This window comes from Streptomyces sp. NPDC046977, from assembly GCF_040644455.1.
Classification (GTDB): Bacteria; Actinomycetota; Actinomycetes; order Streptomycetales; family Streptomycetaceae; genus Actinacidiphila.
In genome coordinates, this window is sequence record NZ_JBEYWO010000020.1 from 101,489 (window position 1) to 117,283 (window position 15,795).

Here is a 15,795-nt window from a genome sequence, read left to right on the forward strand (position 1 = left end):
CCGCGTCCTTGCTCCCATGGCACGAGGACCGGGATACGGCCGCACCTCGGAACGGCTTCCCGCGTTGCTCCGGACGGGGCATCAGGTCAGCCGGCCGATCCCGGTCACCGCAGGTCAGCGACACATTTGGAGCCGCGTCAGAAAAATGTGAAGAGCTGGTCAAACGGGTGACCCTCTGTCAGAGGATCTTGACTTGAGAAATTGCCGACGATACGTCAGGCGACGATCCGTCAGAGCCACGTCCTCGACGCGACGCGGACGGTGCGTCAGTACCCGGCTCCCACGGCGTGGGCGAGCGCCCCCGCGTACAGCCGCGCGCCCTCGGGGCGCGGGTGGATGCCGTCCCCCCACAGCAACTGGGGGTGCCTGGCGATCACGCCCCGCCACGGGACCAGCACGCACCCCGGGTGCCGGCGCGCCGCCTCCCTCAACGCGTCGTTCACCCGGGTTTCCCAGGACCGGGGCGCCTGGACGTCCACGAACGCGACCAGCCGTCCCGGGCCCGCGATCCGCACGACCCGGTCGAGGGACTCCCGGGTCACGTCCCCGTTCGTCCCGAGCCCGACGACCACCACGCGGCGCAGCCGCCCGGCGTCCCGCATGCGTTCCAAAACCGCGGGCGCCGCATCCATCTGACGGCCCACCACGGCGTCGACGGCGATCCCGGGGAGCGCTTCCCGCAGCGCGTCCGCCGAGGCCAGCATCACCGAGTCGCCCACCGCTGTGATGTCGGCGCCCGTCACGTCCGGGGCGCCTCCGGTCGCGGCGTCCGGCCCGTCCTGCTGCTCCGGCCGTTGCGGGCGTTCCGCGTGGAGCGGCTCGGCGATCCTGACGGTCGGCGCCGCCGCGACCACGCGTTCGCCCGACGCGATCTGCGCCTGCAGGCCGCCGCCCGACGGCGCCCGCAGCACGCCGACGTACGCCACGCACGCCACCGCGACGACCGCCGCCACCGCTCCCAGCACCATCCGTGGACGGGCGCCCCACGCGCGGCGCAGGAACGTGCTGCACAACTCGGCGTACCCGCGCAGGCCGAGCCGGAGCAGCGGCTCCTCCAGCACGCGGTACGACACCGCCGCGAGGACCACCGGCAGCGTCAGCGCCGCACAGCGGACGAAGGGCGAACTCAGCGCTTCCGGGGCGGCGTTGACCAGGCAGGCGAGAACCGGCCAGTGCCACAGGTAGATCCCGTACGAGCGGCGCCCGGTCCAGGCCAGCGGCCGCCACGCCAGCAGCCGGGCGACCCTCCCGGGACCGCCCGCCGCCACTGTGAGCGCGGCCGCCGCGAGACACACCGGCACCAGACCGCCGCGGTACACGAAGGCCGAGGTCCCGGACACGAGCAGCGCCGTCGCGGCCAGCACGGCCAGCCCCGCCACGCCCAGCCCGTCGATGGCCCGCACGTGCCCGGCCCTGCGCAGCGTCCCGGCCCGTGACAGCGGCAGCACGAGCGCGACCGCCGCGCCGAGCAGCAGGCCGCCGCCGTGCGTGTCCGTGCCGTAGTACACCCGCGAGGGGTCGGTGCCCGGCACGTAGAGCACCGCCATCGCCGTGAACGACGCGGCGGCCGGCACCGCCGCGATCGCCGCCTGCGCCCACTGGCGGCGGACGACCGCCATCACCGCCCAGAGCAGCAGCGGCCACGCCACGTAGAACTGCTCCTCCACGGCCAGCGACCACAGGTGCCGCAGCGGCGGTTCGGCGCCGAACTGCGCGAAGTACATGTCGTGCCGCCCGAGCTGCCACCAGTTGCTGCGGTAGGTGAGCGCGGCCGCGACGGCCCCCCGCAGGTCGCGCCGGCCGTCCCCGCCGACCAGCGTCGCCGCGCACGCCGTCACCGCGAGGACCAGCCACAGCACGGGCAGCAGCCGCAGGGCGCGGCGACGCCAGAAGGCGACGAGCCGCAGGCGCCCGCCCCGCCAGTGGTCGGCGGCGAGCAGACTGGTGATCAGGTAGCCGGAGAGGACGAAGAAGAGGTCCACGCCCAGGAAGCCGCCCGGCAGCCACGGAGCGTGCACGTGGTACACGACGACCGCGGTCACGGCCAGCGCACGCAGACCGTCGAGGCCCTGTGCGCGTGGGTGCTGAGTGTTCATCAGGCCACGGTCGGTACCCCGGGGGCGCTCCGCATCCCGGCGGCGCCGTATTGGACCCGCTGCCTCATCCGCTCTACCCGATCGGGTGAGGTGCGGATTGCCCCGTTCGCACTCCTCCGAATGCGGTCGGCAGGCACCCGTCCTACGGTCCTGTATGACGGGCCGTCATGTGCCGTCACGCACCTGGCGCCGGAGCTGAAGGACTGTGATGCATCACTATCCCGGGGAGCACACCGCTCCCGTGCCGTGGTACGGACATCCCGATGCCTGGTACGGGCAGCCCGACCCCTGGTTCGGTCAGCCGCTCCCGGGCACGTGGGAGGACGAGCTGCCGCGCCGGCCCGCACGCCCCGGCCCGGCCCCGAAGACGCCGTCCCGCAGCGCGCGGCAGCGCCGCAAGCCGGAGCCCGCGCCCCGCCGGCGGCAGAAGGCCGAGGCCGGCCGCCCGTCCGAGCCCGCGCCGCAGCCACGCACCCGGAAGGCCCCCGCCACCCGGGCCCGCGAGGACGCCAAGGCCGGGCCGGCCCCGAAGGCCCGTCCCGAGGCGAAGCCCCGTCCTGAGGCGAAACCCCGTCCTGAAGCGAAGCCCCGCCCTGAGGCGAGGACCCGGCCCGAGACGCGGACCCGTCCCCAGGCGAAGGCCCGGCCCGAGCGCACAGCCCCTCCCGAGCCGCAGGCACGGCCGGCATCGAAGAACCGGCCCGAGGCGAAGGCGCGACCCGAGGCGCACGTCCGGCCGGCACCGAAGGCCCGTCCCGCGGCCCCGGGCACCCACGCCGCCGCATCGAAGGCCCGTGCCGGGCACGGGAATCCGCAACGCCCCGCCGCCCGTGCGACCGGGGCCCGGCGTCCGCAGTCCGGCGCCGCCGCCCGGCCCGCCGCACGCCGTCGTCAGCCGCAGCCGCAGCCGTTGCGTCTGACGCGGCGCGGTCGCCGGGTCGTCGGGGTGGCGGTGGGCGCGGTCGTGGTGTCCGGGCTCGTGCTCACCTTCGACGGATTCCTGGGATCGGGCGGCCCGCCCCAGCCCTCGGCTGCCGCCGCCCTGGCGGGCGGGGGGAGCGGTGGGGCCTCCGCCATTAAGGTGCCGCCGCCGTTGCCACCGGCCCAGCCGACGCGTGTGCGCATCCCGTCGATCGGCGTGGACGCCCCGCTCATGAACGTGGGTCTGGACAAGGACGGCGTGATCGAGACGCCCCCGCCCGAGGAGAAGAACGAGGCCGCCTGGTACAAGGACTCGGTGAGCCCCGGGGCGCGCGGCGCCTCCGTCATCGTGGGCCATGTCGACAACATGAGTGGCCCCGCCGTCTTCTACAGCCTCGGCGCGCTGAAGAAGGGCTCGACCATCGAGGTCGCCCGTGACGACGGTACTACCGCGGTGTTCACCATCTTCGGCATCGAGGTCTTCAACAGGACCGGTTTCCCGGCCCACCGGGTCTACGGCGACACGAAGGACCCCGAGCTGCGCGTCATCACCTGCGGCGGTACGTACAGCAGCGCCGGCGGCTACTCCGGCAACGTCGTCGTCTTCGCCCGGATGTCGAAGACGAAGTCGGCAGCCGATGAGAAAGCAGAGAAGGCCGAGAAAGCAGAGAAAGCAGCAAAGGCAGAAAAGGACGAGAAGGCAGGGAAGACGGAGAAGGCCGAACCCGCGGCCGGCGCCGGCAAGGGCGACAAGTCCGGCACGGCCGCCCCGACCCCGACCCCGGGCAAGGAGGAAAAACCGGAACCGAAGTGACGAACCGTCAGCCGGTCCAGACGCCGCGCTCGACGTACACCGAGCGCAGCATGTCCAGCCGGTCGGTCATGATCGCGTCCACGCCGAGGTCCAGCAGCGCGTGCACGCGGCTCTCGTCGTTCACCGTCCACACGTGCACCTGGAGGCCCAGGCGGTGCGCGGTCCGCAGGAACGCGGCGTCGACCACGCGGATGCCGTTGGAGCGCTCCGGCACCTGCACGCAGACCGCGCCGCGCCGCACCACCTTGTCGAGCAGGAAGCGCTCGGCGACCCGGCCGCCGACCGACAGCAGCCGGAGTTCCGCCACGCCGCGGGTGCCCAGGGAACTGGCCATGCGCGGACCGCCCAGCGCGCGCGCCCGCACGAGCCGTGCCTCGGAGAAGGAGCCCACGCACACCCGGTCCCAGGCGTCCGCGCGCCGGATCGTCTCGATCAGGGGCGCCACGGCCTCGTCCACCTTGGCGTCGACGTTCCAGCGGGCGCCGGGGAAGGCCTCGAGCAGGTCCTCGAAGAGCGGGACCGGCTCCTTGCCCGCCACACGGGCCTCGCGGACCTCGGCCCAGGTCAGCTCGGCGATCCGCCCGCGCCGGTCGGTGACCCGGTCCAGGGAGCTGTCGTGGAAGGCCACCAGCACCCCGTCGGACGTCAGGTGGACGTCCGTCTCCAGGTAGCGGTAGCCGCCGTCGACGGCGGTCCGGAAGGCGGCCATGGTGTTCTCCAGGCCGTCGGCGTCACCGCCTCGGTGGGCGAAGGCGATCGGTGCCGGGCTGTCGAGGTACGGGTGGCTCGTTGCAGTCACTCGTGCAGTATCGCGTGTCCCCCGGCGGGCTCCGCCACCGGCTGCCCTCCCTTGGCCACGATCTTGGGCTGTGGCTCCGCCGCGGGCGGCGGGAACGCGAGGACGCGCAGGAAGAACTGGGCCAGCGGCCCGATCGACAGGGCGTACAGGACCGTGCCGACACCCACGCTGCCGCCCAGGACGAAGCCCACCGCCAGCACCGTCACCTCGATCCCGGTGCGCACCAGCCGGATCGAGCGACCGGTGCGCCGGTGCAGCCCGGTCATCAGGCCGTCGCGGGGCCCGGGCCCGTAGCCGGCGGTGATGTACAGGCCCGTCGCCACACCGCCCAGCACGATGCCCGCCACCAGGAGCGGTATACGGATGCCGAGGGAGTGCTGCTGGGGGAGCAGGCCCAGTGTCGCGTCCATCGACAGGCCGACGACGAAGACGTTGGAGACCGTGCCCAGGCCCGGCCGCTGGCGCAGCGGCCACCACAGCAGCAGGACGAGCGCGCCGACGGCCACCGACACCAGGCCGATGCTGATGCCGGTGTGCTTCGCGATGCCCTGGTGCAGCACGTCCCAGGGGTCCAGACCGAGCGCGGCGCGCACCTGGAGGGCGGCGCTCGCGCCGTACAGGGTCAGTCCCGCGTAGAGGTGCACCAGCCTGCGGGCCGTGCGTGCACCGGTGTGTGATTGGCCCTCCACAGGACCCCCCCTCTGGCCGTGATGGCGATGTAAGTGAGAGTGTGTGGCATGGTCGTGGTCGTATTCCATGGCCAATGTGCGGAAGGTGGACCGGTAACCATGTCGCAGTGGACCGCAACCGTGGGTGTCACCCATCTCGCCCGGCTGCTCGAACCCCGCCCGCAGCGCTCCACGGGACGCCGCGTCCCGGCCTACCGGGGCCTCGCCGACGGCATCCGGGTCCTGGTTCTGGAGGGCCGCGTCCCCGTCGCCGCCCGGCTTCCCGCCGAACGCGAACTGGCCCTCGCCCTCACCATCAGCCGGACGACGGTCGCCGCGGCGTACGAGGCGCTGCGCGCCGAGGGCTTCGCGCGCTCCCGGCGCGGCGCCGGCACCTGGACCGCGGTCCCCGAAGGGCACGCCCTGCCCACGCGCGGCCTGGAGCCGCTGCCGCCGGACGCCGCCGGCACGGTCATCGACCTCGGCTGCGCGGCCCTGCCCGCCCCCGAGCCGTGGCTGTCCCGCGCGGTCGGCGGTGCGCTGGCGGACCTGCCCTCCTACTCCGCCACCCACGGCGACTTCCCCGCCGGGCTGCCCGTACTGCGGGAGGCCATCGCCGAGCGCTACACCGCGCGCGGCATCCCCACCCTCCCCGAGCAGATCATGGTCACCACCGGTGCCATGGGGGCCATCGCCGCCGCCGTCCGGCGGCTGGTCGCGCCCGGCGAACGGGTGGCCGTCGAGTCCCCCAGCTACGCCAACGTCCTGGAACTGCTGCGGGAGAGCGGTTCGCGGCTCGTCCCGGTCGCGCTGCGCGAAGGGCTCGCGGGCTGGGACCTCGACCACTGGAAGCGCGTCCTGCGCGACGCGGCGCCGCGCATGGCGTACGTCATGCCGGACTTCCACAACCCGACCGGCACGCTCGTCCCCGACGAGCAGCGCCGCGCGCTGGTCGAGGCGGCCCGTGCGGCGGGGACCGTGCTGATCGCCGACGAGACCATGGCCGAGCTGACCCTCGACGCCGGCGGGGGCCCCGCGCCGCGCCCGCTGGCCGCCTTCGACCGCGGCGGCACGGTCGTCACCGTCGGCTCGGCCAGCAAGGCGATCTGGGCGGGCCTGCGCATCGGCTGGGTCCGTGCCACGCCCGACGTCGTGCGCCGGCTGGTCAGCGCCCGCGCCTACCTGGACCTCGGCTCGCCCGTCGTGGACCAGCTCGCGGTCGCCTGGCTGCTGCGCAACGAGGTCTGGGACGACGCCGTCGCCGCCCGGCGCGAACGTGCCCGCTCGCACCGCGACGACCTGGTCGCCGCCCTGCGGGACCGGCTGCCCGGCTGGGAGTTCGCCGTGCCCTCCGGCGGGATGACCATGTGGGTGCGCACCGGGGAGGTCTCCGGCTCGCGTCTCGCGATGGCGGGCGAGCGGCTGGGCGTCCGCGTTCCGTCCGGTCCGCGCTTCGGCATCGACGGGGCCTTCGAGTCCTACATCCGGCTGCCCTTCACCGTCGGCGGCAGCGTGGCCCGCGACGCCGTCGAGCGGCTGGCCGCCGCCGAGCAGGCCGTACGCGACGGCGGCGTGGCGGAGACGCCCGAGGGCACCGGCCTGTTCGTGGCGTGAGAGAGCCCCCGGAGCGACGGCTCCGGGGGCTCTCGGGCTCACGCGGTGCGGCGGCTCAGTGGTCGGGCATCTCCGTCAGGCGGACGCGGAGTTCGACCTCCTGGTCACCGGAGACGCTGCCCTGCTCCTCCAGTTCGAAGCAGTCGCCGAGGACCTTCTTCACCTCGCGGACGTGCCGCGGGCCGCCGGACAGGTCGGCGGTGAGCGGGCCGTCGAGGTGGACCGGCCCCAGCTCGTGGCCGTGGCTGCGCGTGTCGACGGAGGCCGCCCACACGGTCGGGTGCTTGGCGCCGGGGCGTGGCTCCACGGCCTCGGTGAGGCTCTCGCCGGGTCGCGTGGGGAAGGCGGCTTCCAGCGCGCCCAGTACGGCTCCCGCGTCCTGCGTGGCGCAGTCGGTGAGCAGGACGTCGACCTGGGAGGCGTGGTGGGAGTCGGAGTGGTGCGTGGTCATCGGCGATTCTCCTCTCGCGGGATGCCCCGTTGCGGCGCGGCGCCGCGGGCGACCGCGGTCCGCGCCCCTCTCAGCGTAGGTCGGCGCCCGCCGGGCCGCAGCGGGCGGGCCGGTGTCACGCACCGCAGTCGAGCGACTCCAGCGCCTTGACCAGGGGGGCGAGTTCCGGCTCCGCGGCGGCGTCGGCGAGCGCCTGGCGCAGCGCCTCGTCGTGCGTCGGGCGGGCCTGCGCGAGCAGGGCGAGGCCGGCCTCGCCGACATCGGTGTAGATGCCGCGGCGGTCGGTCGCGCACAGGTAGCGCGTGAGCAGGCCGCGGTCCTCCAGCCGCGTCACCAGCCGCGTGGTGGCGCTCTGGCTCAGCACCACGGCCTCGGCCACCTGCGCCATCCGCAGATGGCCGCCCTCGCCCGGGTGCTGCCGGCTGAGGACGTCGAGCAGGGAGAACTCGCGCACGCTCAGCCCGTGCCCGGCCTCGAGCGCGCGCTCGACGTGCGCCTCGATCCGGTTGTGGAGCACTGACAGGGCGCACCAGCTCTGCGCGAGCCGGGTGGGTGCGGAGTCCGTGGTGGCGGTCATGGCTCCATGGTAAGTCGGGCCGCCGATAGTCGGCGCCTGCAAATTTTTCGCGGTGTCGGATCGCAGGGGTGAACCGCGGGGCCGGCGACCTGGCCGGCCCCGCGCACCGTGCCTGAGCCGGTCAGAAGGTCAGCTTCCAGCTGTTGATGTAACCCGTGTCCTGGGCCGCCACGTCGCGGACGCGGAGCTTCCAGGTGCCGGCGGCCACCTCGGCGGACGCGTTGACGGTGTACGTCGTGATGACGTTGTCGGCGGAGTCGCTGCTGCTGGAGTTCTTCAGCCGGTACGAGGTCCCGTCCGGGGCGACCAGGTCCACGACGAGGTCGCCGCGCCAGGTGTGCCGGATGTCGACGCCCACGGCGAGGGCGGCGGGCGCGTTGCCCGAGATGCCGCTGACGGTGACGGGCGACTCCACGGCCGTGCCCGCGTCGGGGACGGCGATGTCGGCGGTGTTCTCGAACACCGTGCCCGGCGGGGGAGCCGCGGCGCTGGAGAGCGTCCAGACCGCGTTGGCGATGGCGTCGGTGTTGTTGTCCAGCGCGGTGTCGTTGATGTTGGACGCCGTGTCGCAGGAGGAGTGGTAGCAGCGGTCGAAGGCCTGACCCGAGGTGCCGCCCCACTTCTGCGCCTGCGCCGCCGTCTTGATGTAGTCGGCGCCGCTGAACAGGCCGCCGACGGGCACGCCCGCGTTCTTGAAGGGCGCGTGGTCGGAGCGGCCGTCGCCCTCGGTCTCGATCTCGGTCGCGATCCCCTTGGCGGTGAACCAGTCCTTGAAGACCTTCTCCAGCGCGGTGTTGTCGTCGTACACGAAGTAGCCGGGATTCGGCGAGGCGATCATGTCGAAGTTGAGATAGCCGTCGATCCTGCCGCGGTCCGCGGTGGACAGGCTGTTGACGTACGCCTTGGAGCCGATCAGGCCGAGTTCCTCCGCTCCCCACCATCCGAACCGCAGATGCTTCGTGGGCTGCAGGTTCTCGCGCGCGACCGCGAGGGCGGTCTCCAGGACGGCGGCCGAGCCGGAGCCGTTGTCGTTGATCCCGGGACCGGCGGTCACCGAGTCGAGGTGCGAGCCGGCCATGATCACGTGGTTGGTGTCGCCGCCGGGCCAGTCCGCTATGAGGTTCCAGCCGGTGGCACCGCCGGACGTGAACTGCTGGAGGGCGGTGGTGTAGCCGGCCGCGTCCAGCTTGGCCTTCACGTAGTCGACGGAGGCCCGGTAGCCGGTCCGGCCGTGCGCGCGGTTGCCGCCGTTGGCGGTGGCGATCGACTGCAGCTGGCTGAGGTGCGCCTTGACGTTGGCGACGGGGATGTCCGGCGCGGCGGCGAGGGCGGGCCGTGCCGCGACGGGCGTGGCGGAGGCGGTCAGCAGGACCGCGGCCAAGGCGCCGGCGGCGCCGGCCGCGACGAGTCTGATTGCGGGCACAGGTCACTCCGGTGTGTGGGGGGATGGAGTCGTGCGGTGATGGGGCGTTCTTGAGCGATTCTTGACGCGTACATGCCTGTGCAGATCCTGTGTACGGCGGGGCCTTCCGTCAAGGGCGCATACCGGACGCCGCGTTCCGCGCAGCGGGCGCGCTAGGGTCGGACCATGGCTGACGACGAGGGCCCGGTGCGGGTCGACGCCTGGATCTGGTCCGTCCGGCTCACGAAGACGCGCTCCATGGCCGCCACGGCGTGCCGGGCCGGTCACGTACGCGTCAACGGCGAGCGCGTGAAGCCCGCGCACACCGTCCGCCCGGGCGACGAGGTACGGCTGCGCGGCACCGGACGGGAGCGGATCGTCGTCGTGTCCCGGCTGGTCCGCAAGCGTGTCGGCGCGACGGTGGCCGCCGAGTGCTTCGTCGACAACAGCCCGCCGCCGCCCACGCCGGAGGAGGTGCCGGCCGCCGTGGTCCGCGACCGCGGCACCGGCCGCCCCACCAAGCGCGACCGCCGTGACATGGAGCGCCTCCGCGGCGCCCGCTGACGGCCCGAAGGGCCGGCAGTCCTGTTCCCCGTGCCTGGCGTTGTTTTTCGGGGCACGGGGACGAACTGCGGCGCCGCTCGTGGCTGCTGCCTTGGGGCCGGGCCGGCTCGGGCTTCTCGGGTGGGCAGGCCGTGCCCTCCTGTGGCTCCGGGCCGGTACTTGCGCCGGAGAGCAGGGGCCCGCACCGGACCGCGCGCAGCAGGCGGCCCGGTGTGGGGCCGTCACTGTGAGGAGTCCACCGCTTCGTGGGCGCGCCTGGCGCCGCTGCCGTGGGGGCCGGGGCCGTTCAGGCCTCCTGGGCCGGCAGGCCGAGGGTGGTGAGGCGGGTTCTGAGGGCGTGGAGTTCCGGGCCGGTGCTCGTGCCGGTGAGCAGGGCGTCCGCGAGGCGCTGCTGCTCGGCTGCCGCGGGGACGTCGGATGCCGTCGCCAGGGCCGCGGCGAGCCTGAGCCGCATTGTGCCCTCGGCCACCGGGTGGCCCAGGTCCTTCAACAGGCCCACGGCCGCCTCCAGTTCGCGCCTGGCCCCCGGGACGTCGCCGCGCAGGAGCAGCAGGTCGCCGATGGCCCCGTGCGCACCCGCGATGCCCGGGACGGTGCCGAGCCGCTCGAACAACCGCAGCGCGGCGCGGTGCGCGCGAAGTGCCGCCTCGGGATCGCCCTCCTCCTGGGCCAGCGCGGCCAGACCGCCCAGGGCGTAGGCCTCGCTCAGCCGGTTTCCGGCGCGGCGGTGCGCCGCCACGGCCTCCTCCGTCGCCGCCCGGGACTCCGCGAGCCGTCCCAGCCGGAGGTAGGCCGCCCCGGCCAGCCCTCGCAGGTGGGCCCGGTCGGAGGGGGAGCCGGCGCCGTCGGCCACGAGGGCGATTGCCTGCTCCGCGTCGTCGGCGGCCTGCCGGAACTCGCCCATGACGAGGTGGAGCGTCGCGAGCTTGCCCAGCGTGTCGGCCTCCTCCGCGGTCCGCCCCAGCGTCCGCCAGAGCTCCAGCGCCCGGCGCAGCTGCGCCTGTGCGCCGCTGTGGCGGCCGCTCTGGCGCAGGACGTCCCCGAGGTGGAGGCGGGCCCGCGCCTCGCCCGCGCCGTCGCCCGCCGCCCCGGCGAGCTCCACCGCGTCGAGCAGCAGTGGGGCGGCCCGGTCCAGGTCGCCGTCCGCGGCGTGGATCGACCCCACGGTCAGGGCGGCGCGCGACTGCCCGCGGAGGTCGCCGAGCGCCTCGGCGCTCTCCGCGGCGGCGAGCCAGACCCGCAGCCGCTGCGCGTGGTAGTGCTGGAGGTGCCAGCCGTGGTCCGCCGCATCGGCGAGCCGGAACACCCGCTCCCATGCGCCGTGGGCGGCGCCCTGCCGGGCGGCGGCCGCGATGTTCGGGGCCTCGTCGGCGATCCAGCCGGGCGGGTTGCCGCGGGCGGCGGCCGCGTACCAGTCCAGGAGCCGTTCGCTGACGCGTTCCGGCTCGTCCGGCTCCTCCTCCGCCAGACGTTCCTTCGCGAACAGCCGGGTCAGGTCGTGCAGGCGGTGCCGGCCGCCGCCGACGGACTCCACGAGTTGCGCGTCCACCAGGCGGTCGACGCCGTCGTCGACGCCGCCCGCCGGGCCGGCCGCCGCTGCCGCTGCCCCGGGCCCGAAATCGCCGCCCGGGAACGCCCCGAGCCGCCGCAGCAGGCGCCGGTCCCCGGCGGCCAGGTCCTCGTAGGCGGTGGCGAGGGTCGCGCGCACCGCCCAGTTGCGGAAGCGCAGTTCGTCCAGCCGGGACCGTTCGTCCTCCAGCCGCCGGGCGAGTTCGGCGATGCCGAGCCGGGAGCGGGCGGCCTTGGCGCCCGCCAGCCGGATCGCGAGCGGCAGGCCTTCGCAGGCCCTGACCACGGCGGCGGCGGCCTCCGGATCCGCGGCGGCACCGCCCGTCCCGCTGACCCGGGCCAGCAGGTCGAGCGCGTCGTCGGTGCCGAGCGCCGTCAGCTCGTGCGCGGCGGCCTCCGGCAGGTCGGCGGGCAGCGGACGACTCGTCACGATCGTCAGACAGCCGGCGCCGGCGGGCAGCAGCGGGCGTACTTGGTCGGCGTCGCGGGCGTCGTCGAGGACGACCAGGACCCTCCGGTCGGCCATCAGGCTCCGGTAGCGGGCCGCCAGAGTGTCGGTGTCGCCGGCCCGGTCCGGATCGTCGTCGCCGAGTGCCCCGAGGAAGCGGGCGAGCGCCGTCTCCGGCGGCATCGGGTCGCCGCGGCCGGCGCCGAGGTTCACGTACAACTGGCCGTCCGGGTAGTCCGGTCGCAGCTCGTGGGCCAGTTGGTTCGCCAATGTCGACTTGCCGACACCCGGCGCACCCGCGACGGCGACGACACGGGCGCCGCCCGCGACGGCCGCCCGCAGCGCGGTCAGGTCGGCCTCCCGGCCCGTGAAGTCCGCCACCAGCGGCGGAAGTTGCCCGGGAACGGGCCGGCGCGACGCCGGCGGGTCCACCGGCGCGGCCTCCGCCGTCTGCAGGCGCTGCTGCCACACGGCGAGCCCCGCCGCGGCCAGCGTGCCCACCCCGACCAGCGGCCAGGACCAGGGCGCGAGCCATCGCAGACCGCCCGGCAGCACGCCACCGGTCGCCACATTGACGGCCACCGCCAGCAGTGCCGACACCAGCCCGGACGTCAGCGCCAGCCCGCCGAGCACCCACCCCCGACGCACGCACCCCACCCCCTCGTCCGGCGGCCCCCGCGGCAGGATGCCGTGTACGCCGCTCCCTGGGAAGTGCCCGTACCCCGCCGCACCCCGGTTCCGGAGCGGCACGGCGACCTGGGAGGGTGTGCTCGTGCATGTGAACGAGGGTGACGTCCCCGGGCCGTTGACGACGTGCTGGAACTATTGGATGGCCGTACCCACCGGCGACCAGTCCGGGCTCATGGAGCTTCTCGGCCTTGTCCACCCCAGCCCGGTGACCTTTGCCGACGCTGTCAACGTGCTCGATTCCGACACCCACGACGGGGTCGGCGAGGACGCGGCCTACGGAACGCGGGTCTACGTGTCGCCCGAGCTCGACGGCTGGACCTTGGTCGTCGGCGACTGGTGCAACCCCTGCGACGAGGAGCGCAGCGAGGAAGTCCTGCGGATCTGCACGATGCTCAGCGCCCGTTACGGCCGGGCCCAGGCCTACTACTACGGCGCTCGGAACGACGGATCGGCGTGGCTGGTCGCCGAGGGCGGCGATGTCGTCCGGCGTTACTGCGAGACGGGCGAGGGCGAGGACGAACTGCTGACCCTCGGGGATCCGCTGCCCTACGAGCGGGCCCGCCGGGTGGAACTGGGCCTGTCACCGGAATGGGACGCCGCCGAGGAGAGCGACGAGGACGAACAGGAGTGGAAGCGGGCCGCCTTCGACATGGCACCCGACATCGCCGCCACCTTCGGTCCCACCCCCCTCACCCTGACCCCGCAGACCCCCGTGCGCGGCACGGGGGTGCTCGCGCTGACGCCGCACGGAGTGGCACGGGGCGTCGCGCCGGGCGTGGACGTCGCTCGGCCCTGACCCCGTGTCGGCCTCATCCGGGACGAGCCCGGCGCCCAGCGGGTGACCGGGCCGCGCTGCTGCCCGCCCACTGGCGGACCACGGTCTGGGTGCTCGCGGTGCCCGGCGGGGACCCTGCCGGCGCTCAGGGCAGTGGCGCGACGTACACCCAGGCCCCGTCGTGGCGGACGAAGCGGCTCTGCTCCTCCATGGCGTCGCGCTCGCCGCGCAGCGCATAGTGCGCGCGGAAGGTGACGGTGCCCTCGGTGTGGAAGGCGCTGCCGTCGGTCGTGCCGAGGATCTCCAGGCGCTCCCAGCGCAGGTGGGGGTCGAGGTCGAGCTCCGCGGGGCGGGTGTCGGGGTGCCACGTGCGCAGGACGTAGGCGGCGTCGTGGACCGCGTACGCGGTGAAGCGGGAGCGCATCAGTGCCTCGGCGGTGGGCGCGGCGGCGTGGCCCGCGTGGTAGCGGCCGCAGCAGTCGGCGTAGCCGGCGGGGAGGCCGCAGGGGCAGGGGGCGCCGGGGGAGTGGAGGACCGGCCGGGTGTGCGGGCGGGGGGCGGAACGGCGGCCGGGGCGCGACTTGGACATGCCCGCAATTGTGCCGTGCGGGAGGCCCCCGGCCGGTGCCGACCCGGCCCGGATACGCTGCCGGGGTCACGCAGCCGACCCGGAGGAGTCCTTGTGCCGCCCAGCACGACCCGCACGACCCGCACGACCCGCACGAGCGGTCCGAGGGTCGCGCTGGTGACGTGCGCGCCGCGCGAGGGCGCCACCACCGACCGGGACCTGCCGTTCCTGCGGGACGCCGTCGCCGCCGCGGGCGCCGACGCCGCCGTCGTCCGCTGGGACGACCCCGACGTGGACTGGGCCTCGCACGATCTGGCGGTCATACGCTCCACCTGGGACTACACCTGGCGGACCGGGGAGTTCCTGCCGTGGGCCGACCGATGCGCGGCGGCGACCACGCTCGCCAACCCGGCGGACGTCGTCCGCTGGAACTCCGACAAGCGCTATCTCGGCGAGTTGTCCGCACGCGGTGTCCCGACCGTCGCCACCCGTTATCTGCCGCCGGGGACCGAGCCGGACGGCCTTCCCGCCGAGCATGAGTACGTGGTGAAGCCGGCCGCCGGCGCGGGCGCGCGCTATGCCGGCCGCTACCGCCCGGGCAGCGACGATGCGGCACGGGCGCACATCGCGCGGATGCACGCCGAGGGCCTGACCGCGATGGTCCAGCCGTACATGCCGGCCATCGACTCCACCGGGGAGCGGGCGCTGGTCTTCATCGGCGGCCGCTTCCTGCACGCCGTCGCCAAGAACGCCGTCCTCTCCCACGGAACGGCCTACGACGCGACCAAGGTCGCCCACCCGGGCGTGCGCCCCTGGACCCCGACCGCGGCCGAACTCTCCACCGCCGAGGCCGCGTTGGCCACCGTTCCCGAGGCGTCGGAGCTGCTGTACGCGCGGGTCGACCTGGTCGACGACGAGGACGGCGCGCCGCGCGTCATGGAGCTGGAACTGATCGAGCCCAACCTCTTCCTCGGCCTCCACCCGGCCTCGATGCCCGTGGTCGCCGAGGCGATCGTGGCAGCCGCCCGGCGCTGACGGCCGCGGGTCTCACACCCCGGGCCGCAGCCCGGCGTACGCGGCGCCGCGGGCCAGCACCTCGCGGAGCATGGCGGGGGTGAGCCGTCCGGTGAAGGTGTTCTGCTGGCTGACGTGGTAGCAGCCCAGCAGGTGCAGCGGCGGCTCCGCGCCGGTGGGGCCCGGCAGTTCGACGTGCGTGCCGTGCCCGAAGCGGGGGAGCGGGCGCGGCACGCGGCGGCCGGAGTCGGCGAGCACCGGCAGCAGGGCCTGCCAGCCGAAGGCGCCGAGCACGACGACCGCGCGCAACGTGGGCCGCAGCAGCTCCAGTTCGCGCACGAGCCAGGGGCGGCAGGTCAGCCGCTCGTCGGTGGTGGGCTTGTTGGCGGGTGGCGCGCAGTGCACGGGCGCGGTCACCCGCACCCCGTACAGCTCCAGTCCGTCGCCGCGCGCGGTGGACGTCGGCTGCGAGGCGAGCCCCTCCGCGTGCATGGCGGCGAACAGCACGTCGCCGGAGCGGTCGCCGGTGAACATCCGGCCCGTCCGGTTGCCGCCGTGGGCCGCGGGGGCCAGCCCGACGACGGCCAGGGCGGCGTCGGCCGGGCCGAGGCCCGGCACCGGCCGCGCCCAGTACTCCTCGTCCGCGTACGCCCGGCGCCGCACCCGGGCCGTCTCCTCGCGCCAGGCCACCAGGCGCGGGCAGGCGCGGCAGCCGGTGAGCGCCTCGTCCAGCGCGGCGAGACCCGGGGCCCGCGCCGCGGCGTGCACCGGGAACTGCGGTGAGTCCTCCTCCGCTGCCATGTGCGGTCCCCTTCGTGGTCGTCC

14 protein-coding genes are annotated in these 15,795 nt (G+C 74.8%); 5 read left to right on the forward strand and 9 right to left on the reverse strand.

Annotation, left to right across the window (positions count from 1 at the left end; all coding sequences use genetic code 11):
• Positions 1 to 266 precede the first annotated feature (266 nt).
• On the reverse strand, positions 267 to 2,096 hold the full coding sequence (locus ABZ883_RS27325) for an acyltransferase family protein (RefSeq protein WP_360910551.1): 1,830 nt from the start codon (positions 2,094 to 2,096) through the stop codon (positions 267 to 269).
• 208 nt (positions 2,097 to 2,304) lie between these two features.
• Between ABZ883_RS27325 and ABZ883_RS27330 the strand changes: the two genes are divergently transcribed.
• Positions 2,305 to 3,831, forward strand: coding sequence for a class F sortase (locus ABZ883_RS27330; protein ID WP_360910553.1), 1,527 nt, complete (start codon positions 2,305 to 2,307; stop codon positions 3,829 to 3,831).
• 7 nt (positions 3,832 to 3,838) lie between these two features.
• Here ABZ883_RS27330 and ABZ883_RS27335 read toward each other — a convergent pair whose 3' ends face one another.
• A complete protein-coding gene (locus ABZ883_RS27335; RefSeq protein ID WP_360910555.1) occupies positions 3,839 to 4,630 on the reverse strand; it encodes a glycerophosphodiester phosphodiesterase in 792 nt (263 codons plus the stop codon).
• Positions 4,627 to 5,319, reverse strand: a complete 693-nt coding sequence (locus ABZ883_RS27340) for a hypothetical protein (protein ID WP_360910557.1) — start codon at positions 5,317 to 5,319, stop codon at positions 4,627 to 4,629. Before ABZ883_RS27340 ends, ABZ883_RS27335 begins: the two co-directional genes overlap by 4 nt.
• Before the next feature lie 99 nt (positions 5,320 to 5,418).
• Between ABZ883_RS27340 and ABZ883_RS27345 the strand changes: the two genes are divergently transcribed.
• Entirely contained in the window at positions 5,419 to 6,912 is a 1,494-nt protein-coding gene (locus tag ABZ883_RS27345; protein ID WP_360910559.1) for a PLP-dependent aminotransferase family protein, read from the forward strand.
• A gap of 55 nt (positions 6,913 to 6,967) precedes the next feature.
• Here ABZ883_RS27345 and ABZ883_RS27350 read toward each other — a convergent pair whose 3' ends face one another.
• From ABZ883_RS27350 to ABZ883_RS27360, 3 genes are all read right to left on the reverse strand, one after another.
• Positions 6,968 to 7,363 (reverse strand): hypothetical protein, encoded by a 396-nt coding sequence (locus tag ABZ883_RS27350; protein ID WP_360910561.1) that lies wholly within the window; start codon positions 7,361 to 7,363, stop codon positions 6,968 to 6,970.
• A 115-nt stretch (positions 7,364 to 7,478) separates the two neighbouring features.
• Positions 7,479 to 7,940: a MarR family transcriptional regulator gene (locus ABZ883_RS27355; RefSeq protein WP_360910563.1), complete on the reverse strand. Its 462-nt coding sequence runs from the start codon at positions 7,938 to 7,940 to the stop codon at positions 7,479 to 7,481.
• A 121-nt stretch (positions 7,941 to 8,061) separates the two neighbouring features.
• The gene (locus ABZ883_RS27360) at positions 8,062 to 9,321 is read right to left on the reverse strand and encodes a M28 family metallopeptidase (RefSeq protein ID WP_360910733.1); all 1,260 of its coding nucleotides are present in this window, start codon (positions 9,319 to 9,321) and stop codon (positions 8,062 to 8,064) included.
• Positions 9,322 to 9,528: 207 nt separating this feature from the next.
• Here ABZ883_RS27360 and ABZ883_RS27365 point away from each other — a divergent pair, with 207 nt between their 5' ends.
• On the forward strand, positions 9,529 to 9,906 hold the full coding sequence (locus ABZ883_RS27365) for a S4 domain-containing protein (protein ID WP_360910565.1): 378 nt from the start codon (positions 9,529 to 9,531) through the stop codon (positions 9,904 to 9,906).
• 286 nt (positions 9,907 to 10,192) lie between these two features.
• Here the strand turns inward: ABZ883_RS27365 and ABZ883_RS27370 are convergent, their stop codons facing one another.
• Positions 10,193 to 12,571, reverse strand: coding sequence for a tetratricopeptide repeat protein (locus ABZ883_RS27370; protein WP_360910567.1), 2,379 nt, complete (start codon positions 12,569 to 12,571; stop codon positions 10,193 to 10,195).
• Positions 12,572 to 12,752: 181 nt separating this feature from the next.
• Between ABZ883_RS27370 and ABZ883_RS27375 the strand changes: the two genes are divergently transcribed.
• Positions 12,753 to 13,409, forward strand: coding sequence for a hypothetical protein (locus tag ABZ883_RS27375; protein WP_360910569.1), 657 nt, complete (start codon positions 12,753 to 12,755; stop codon positions 13,407 to 13,409).
• A 124-nt stretch (positions 13,410 to 13,533) separates the two neighbouring features.
• On the opposite strand, the gene ABZ883_RS27380 is transcribed toward ABZ883_RS27375, so the two are convergent.
• Positions 13,534 to 13,977, reverse strand: coding sequence for a YchJ family metal-binding protein (locus ABZ883_RS27380; protein WP_360910571.1), 444 nt, complete (start codon positions 13,975 to 13,977; stop codon positions 13,534 to 13,536).
• Positions 13,978 to 14,070: 93 nt separating this feature from the next.
• Between ABZ883_RS27380 and ABZ883_RS27385 the strand changes: the two genes are divergently transcribed.
• Positions 14,071 to 14,991, forward strand: coding sequence for a hypothetical protein (locus ABZ883_RS27385; protein ID WP_360910573.1), 921 nt, complete (start codon positions 14,071 to 14,073; stop codon positions 14,989 to 14,991).
• A 12-nt stretch (positions 14,992 to 15,003) separates the two neighbouring features.
• Here the strand turns inward: ABZ883_RS27385 and ABZ883_RS27390 are convergent, their stop codons facing one another.
• Entirely contained in the window at positions 15,004 to 15,771 is a 768-nt protein-coding gene (locus ABZ883_RS27390; RefSeq protein WP_360910575.1) for a uracil-DNA glycosylase, read from the reverse strand.
• Positions 15,772 to 15,795 lie beyond the last annotated feature (24 nt).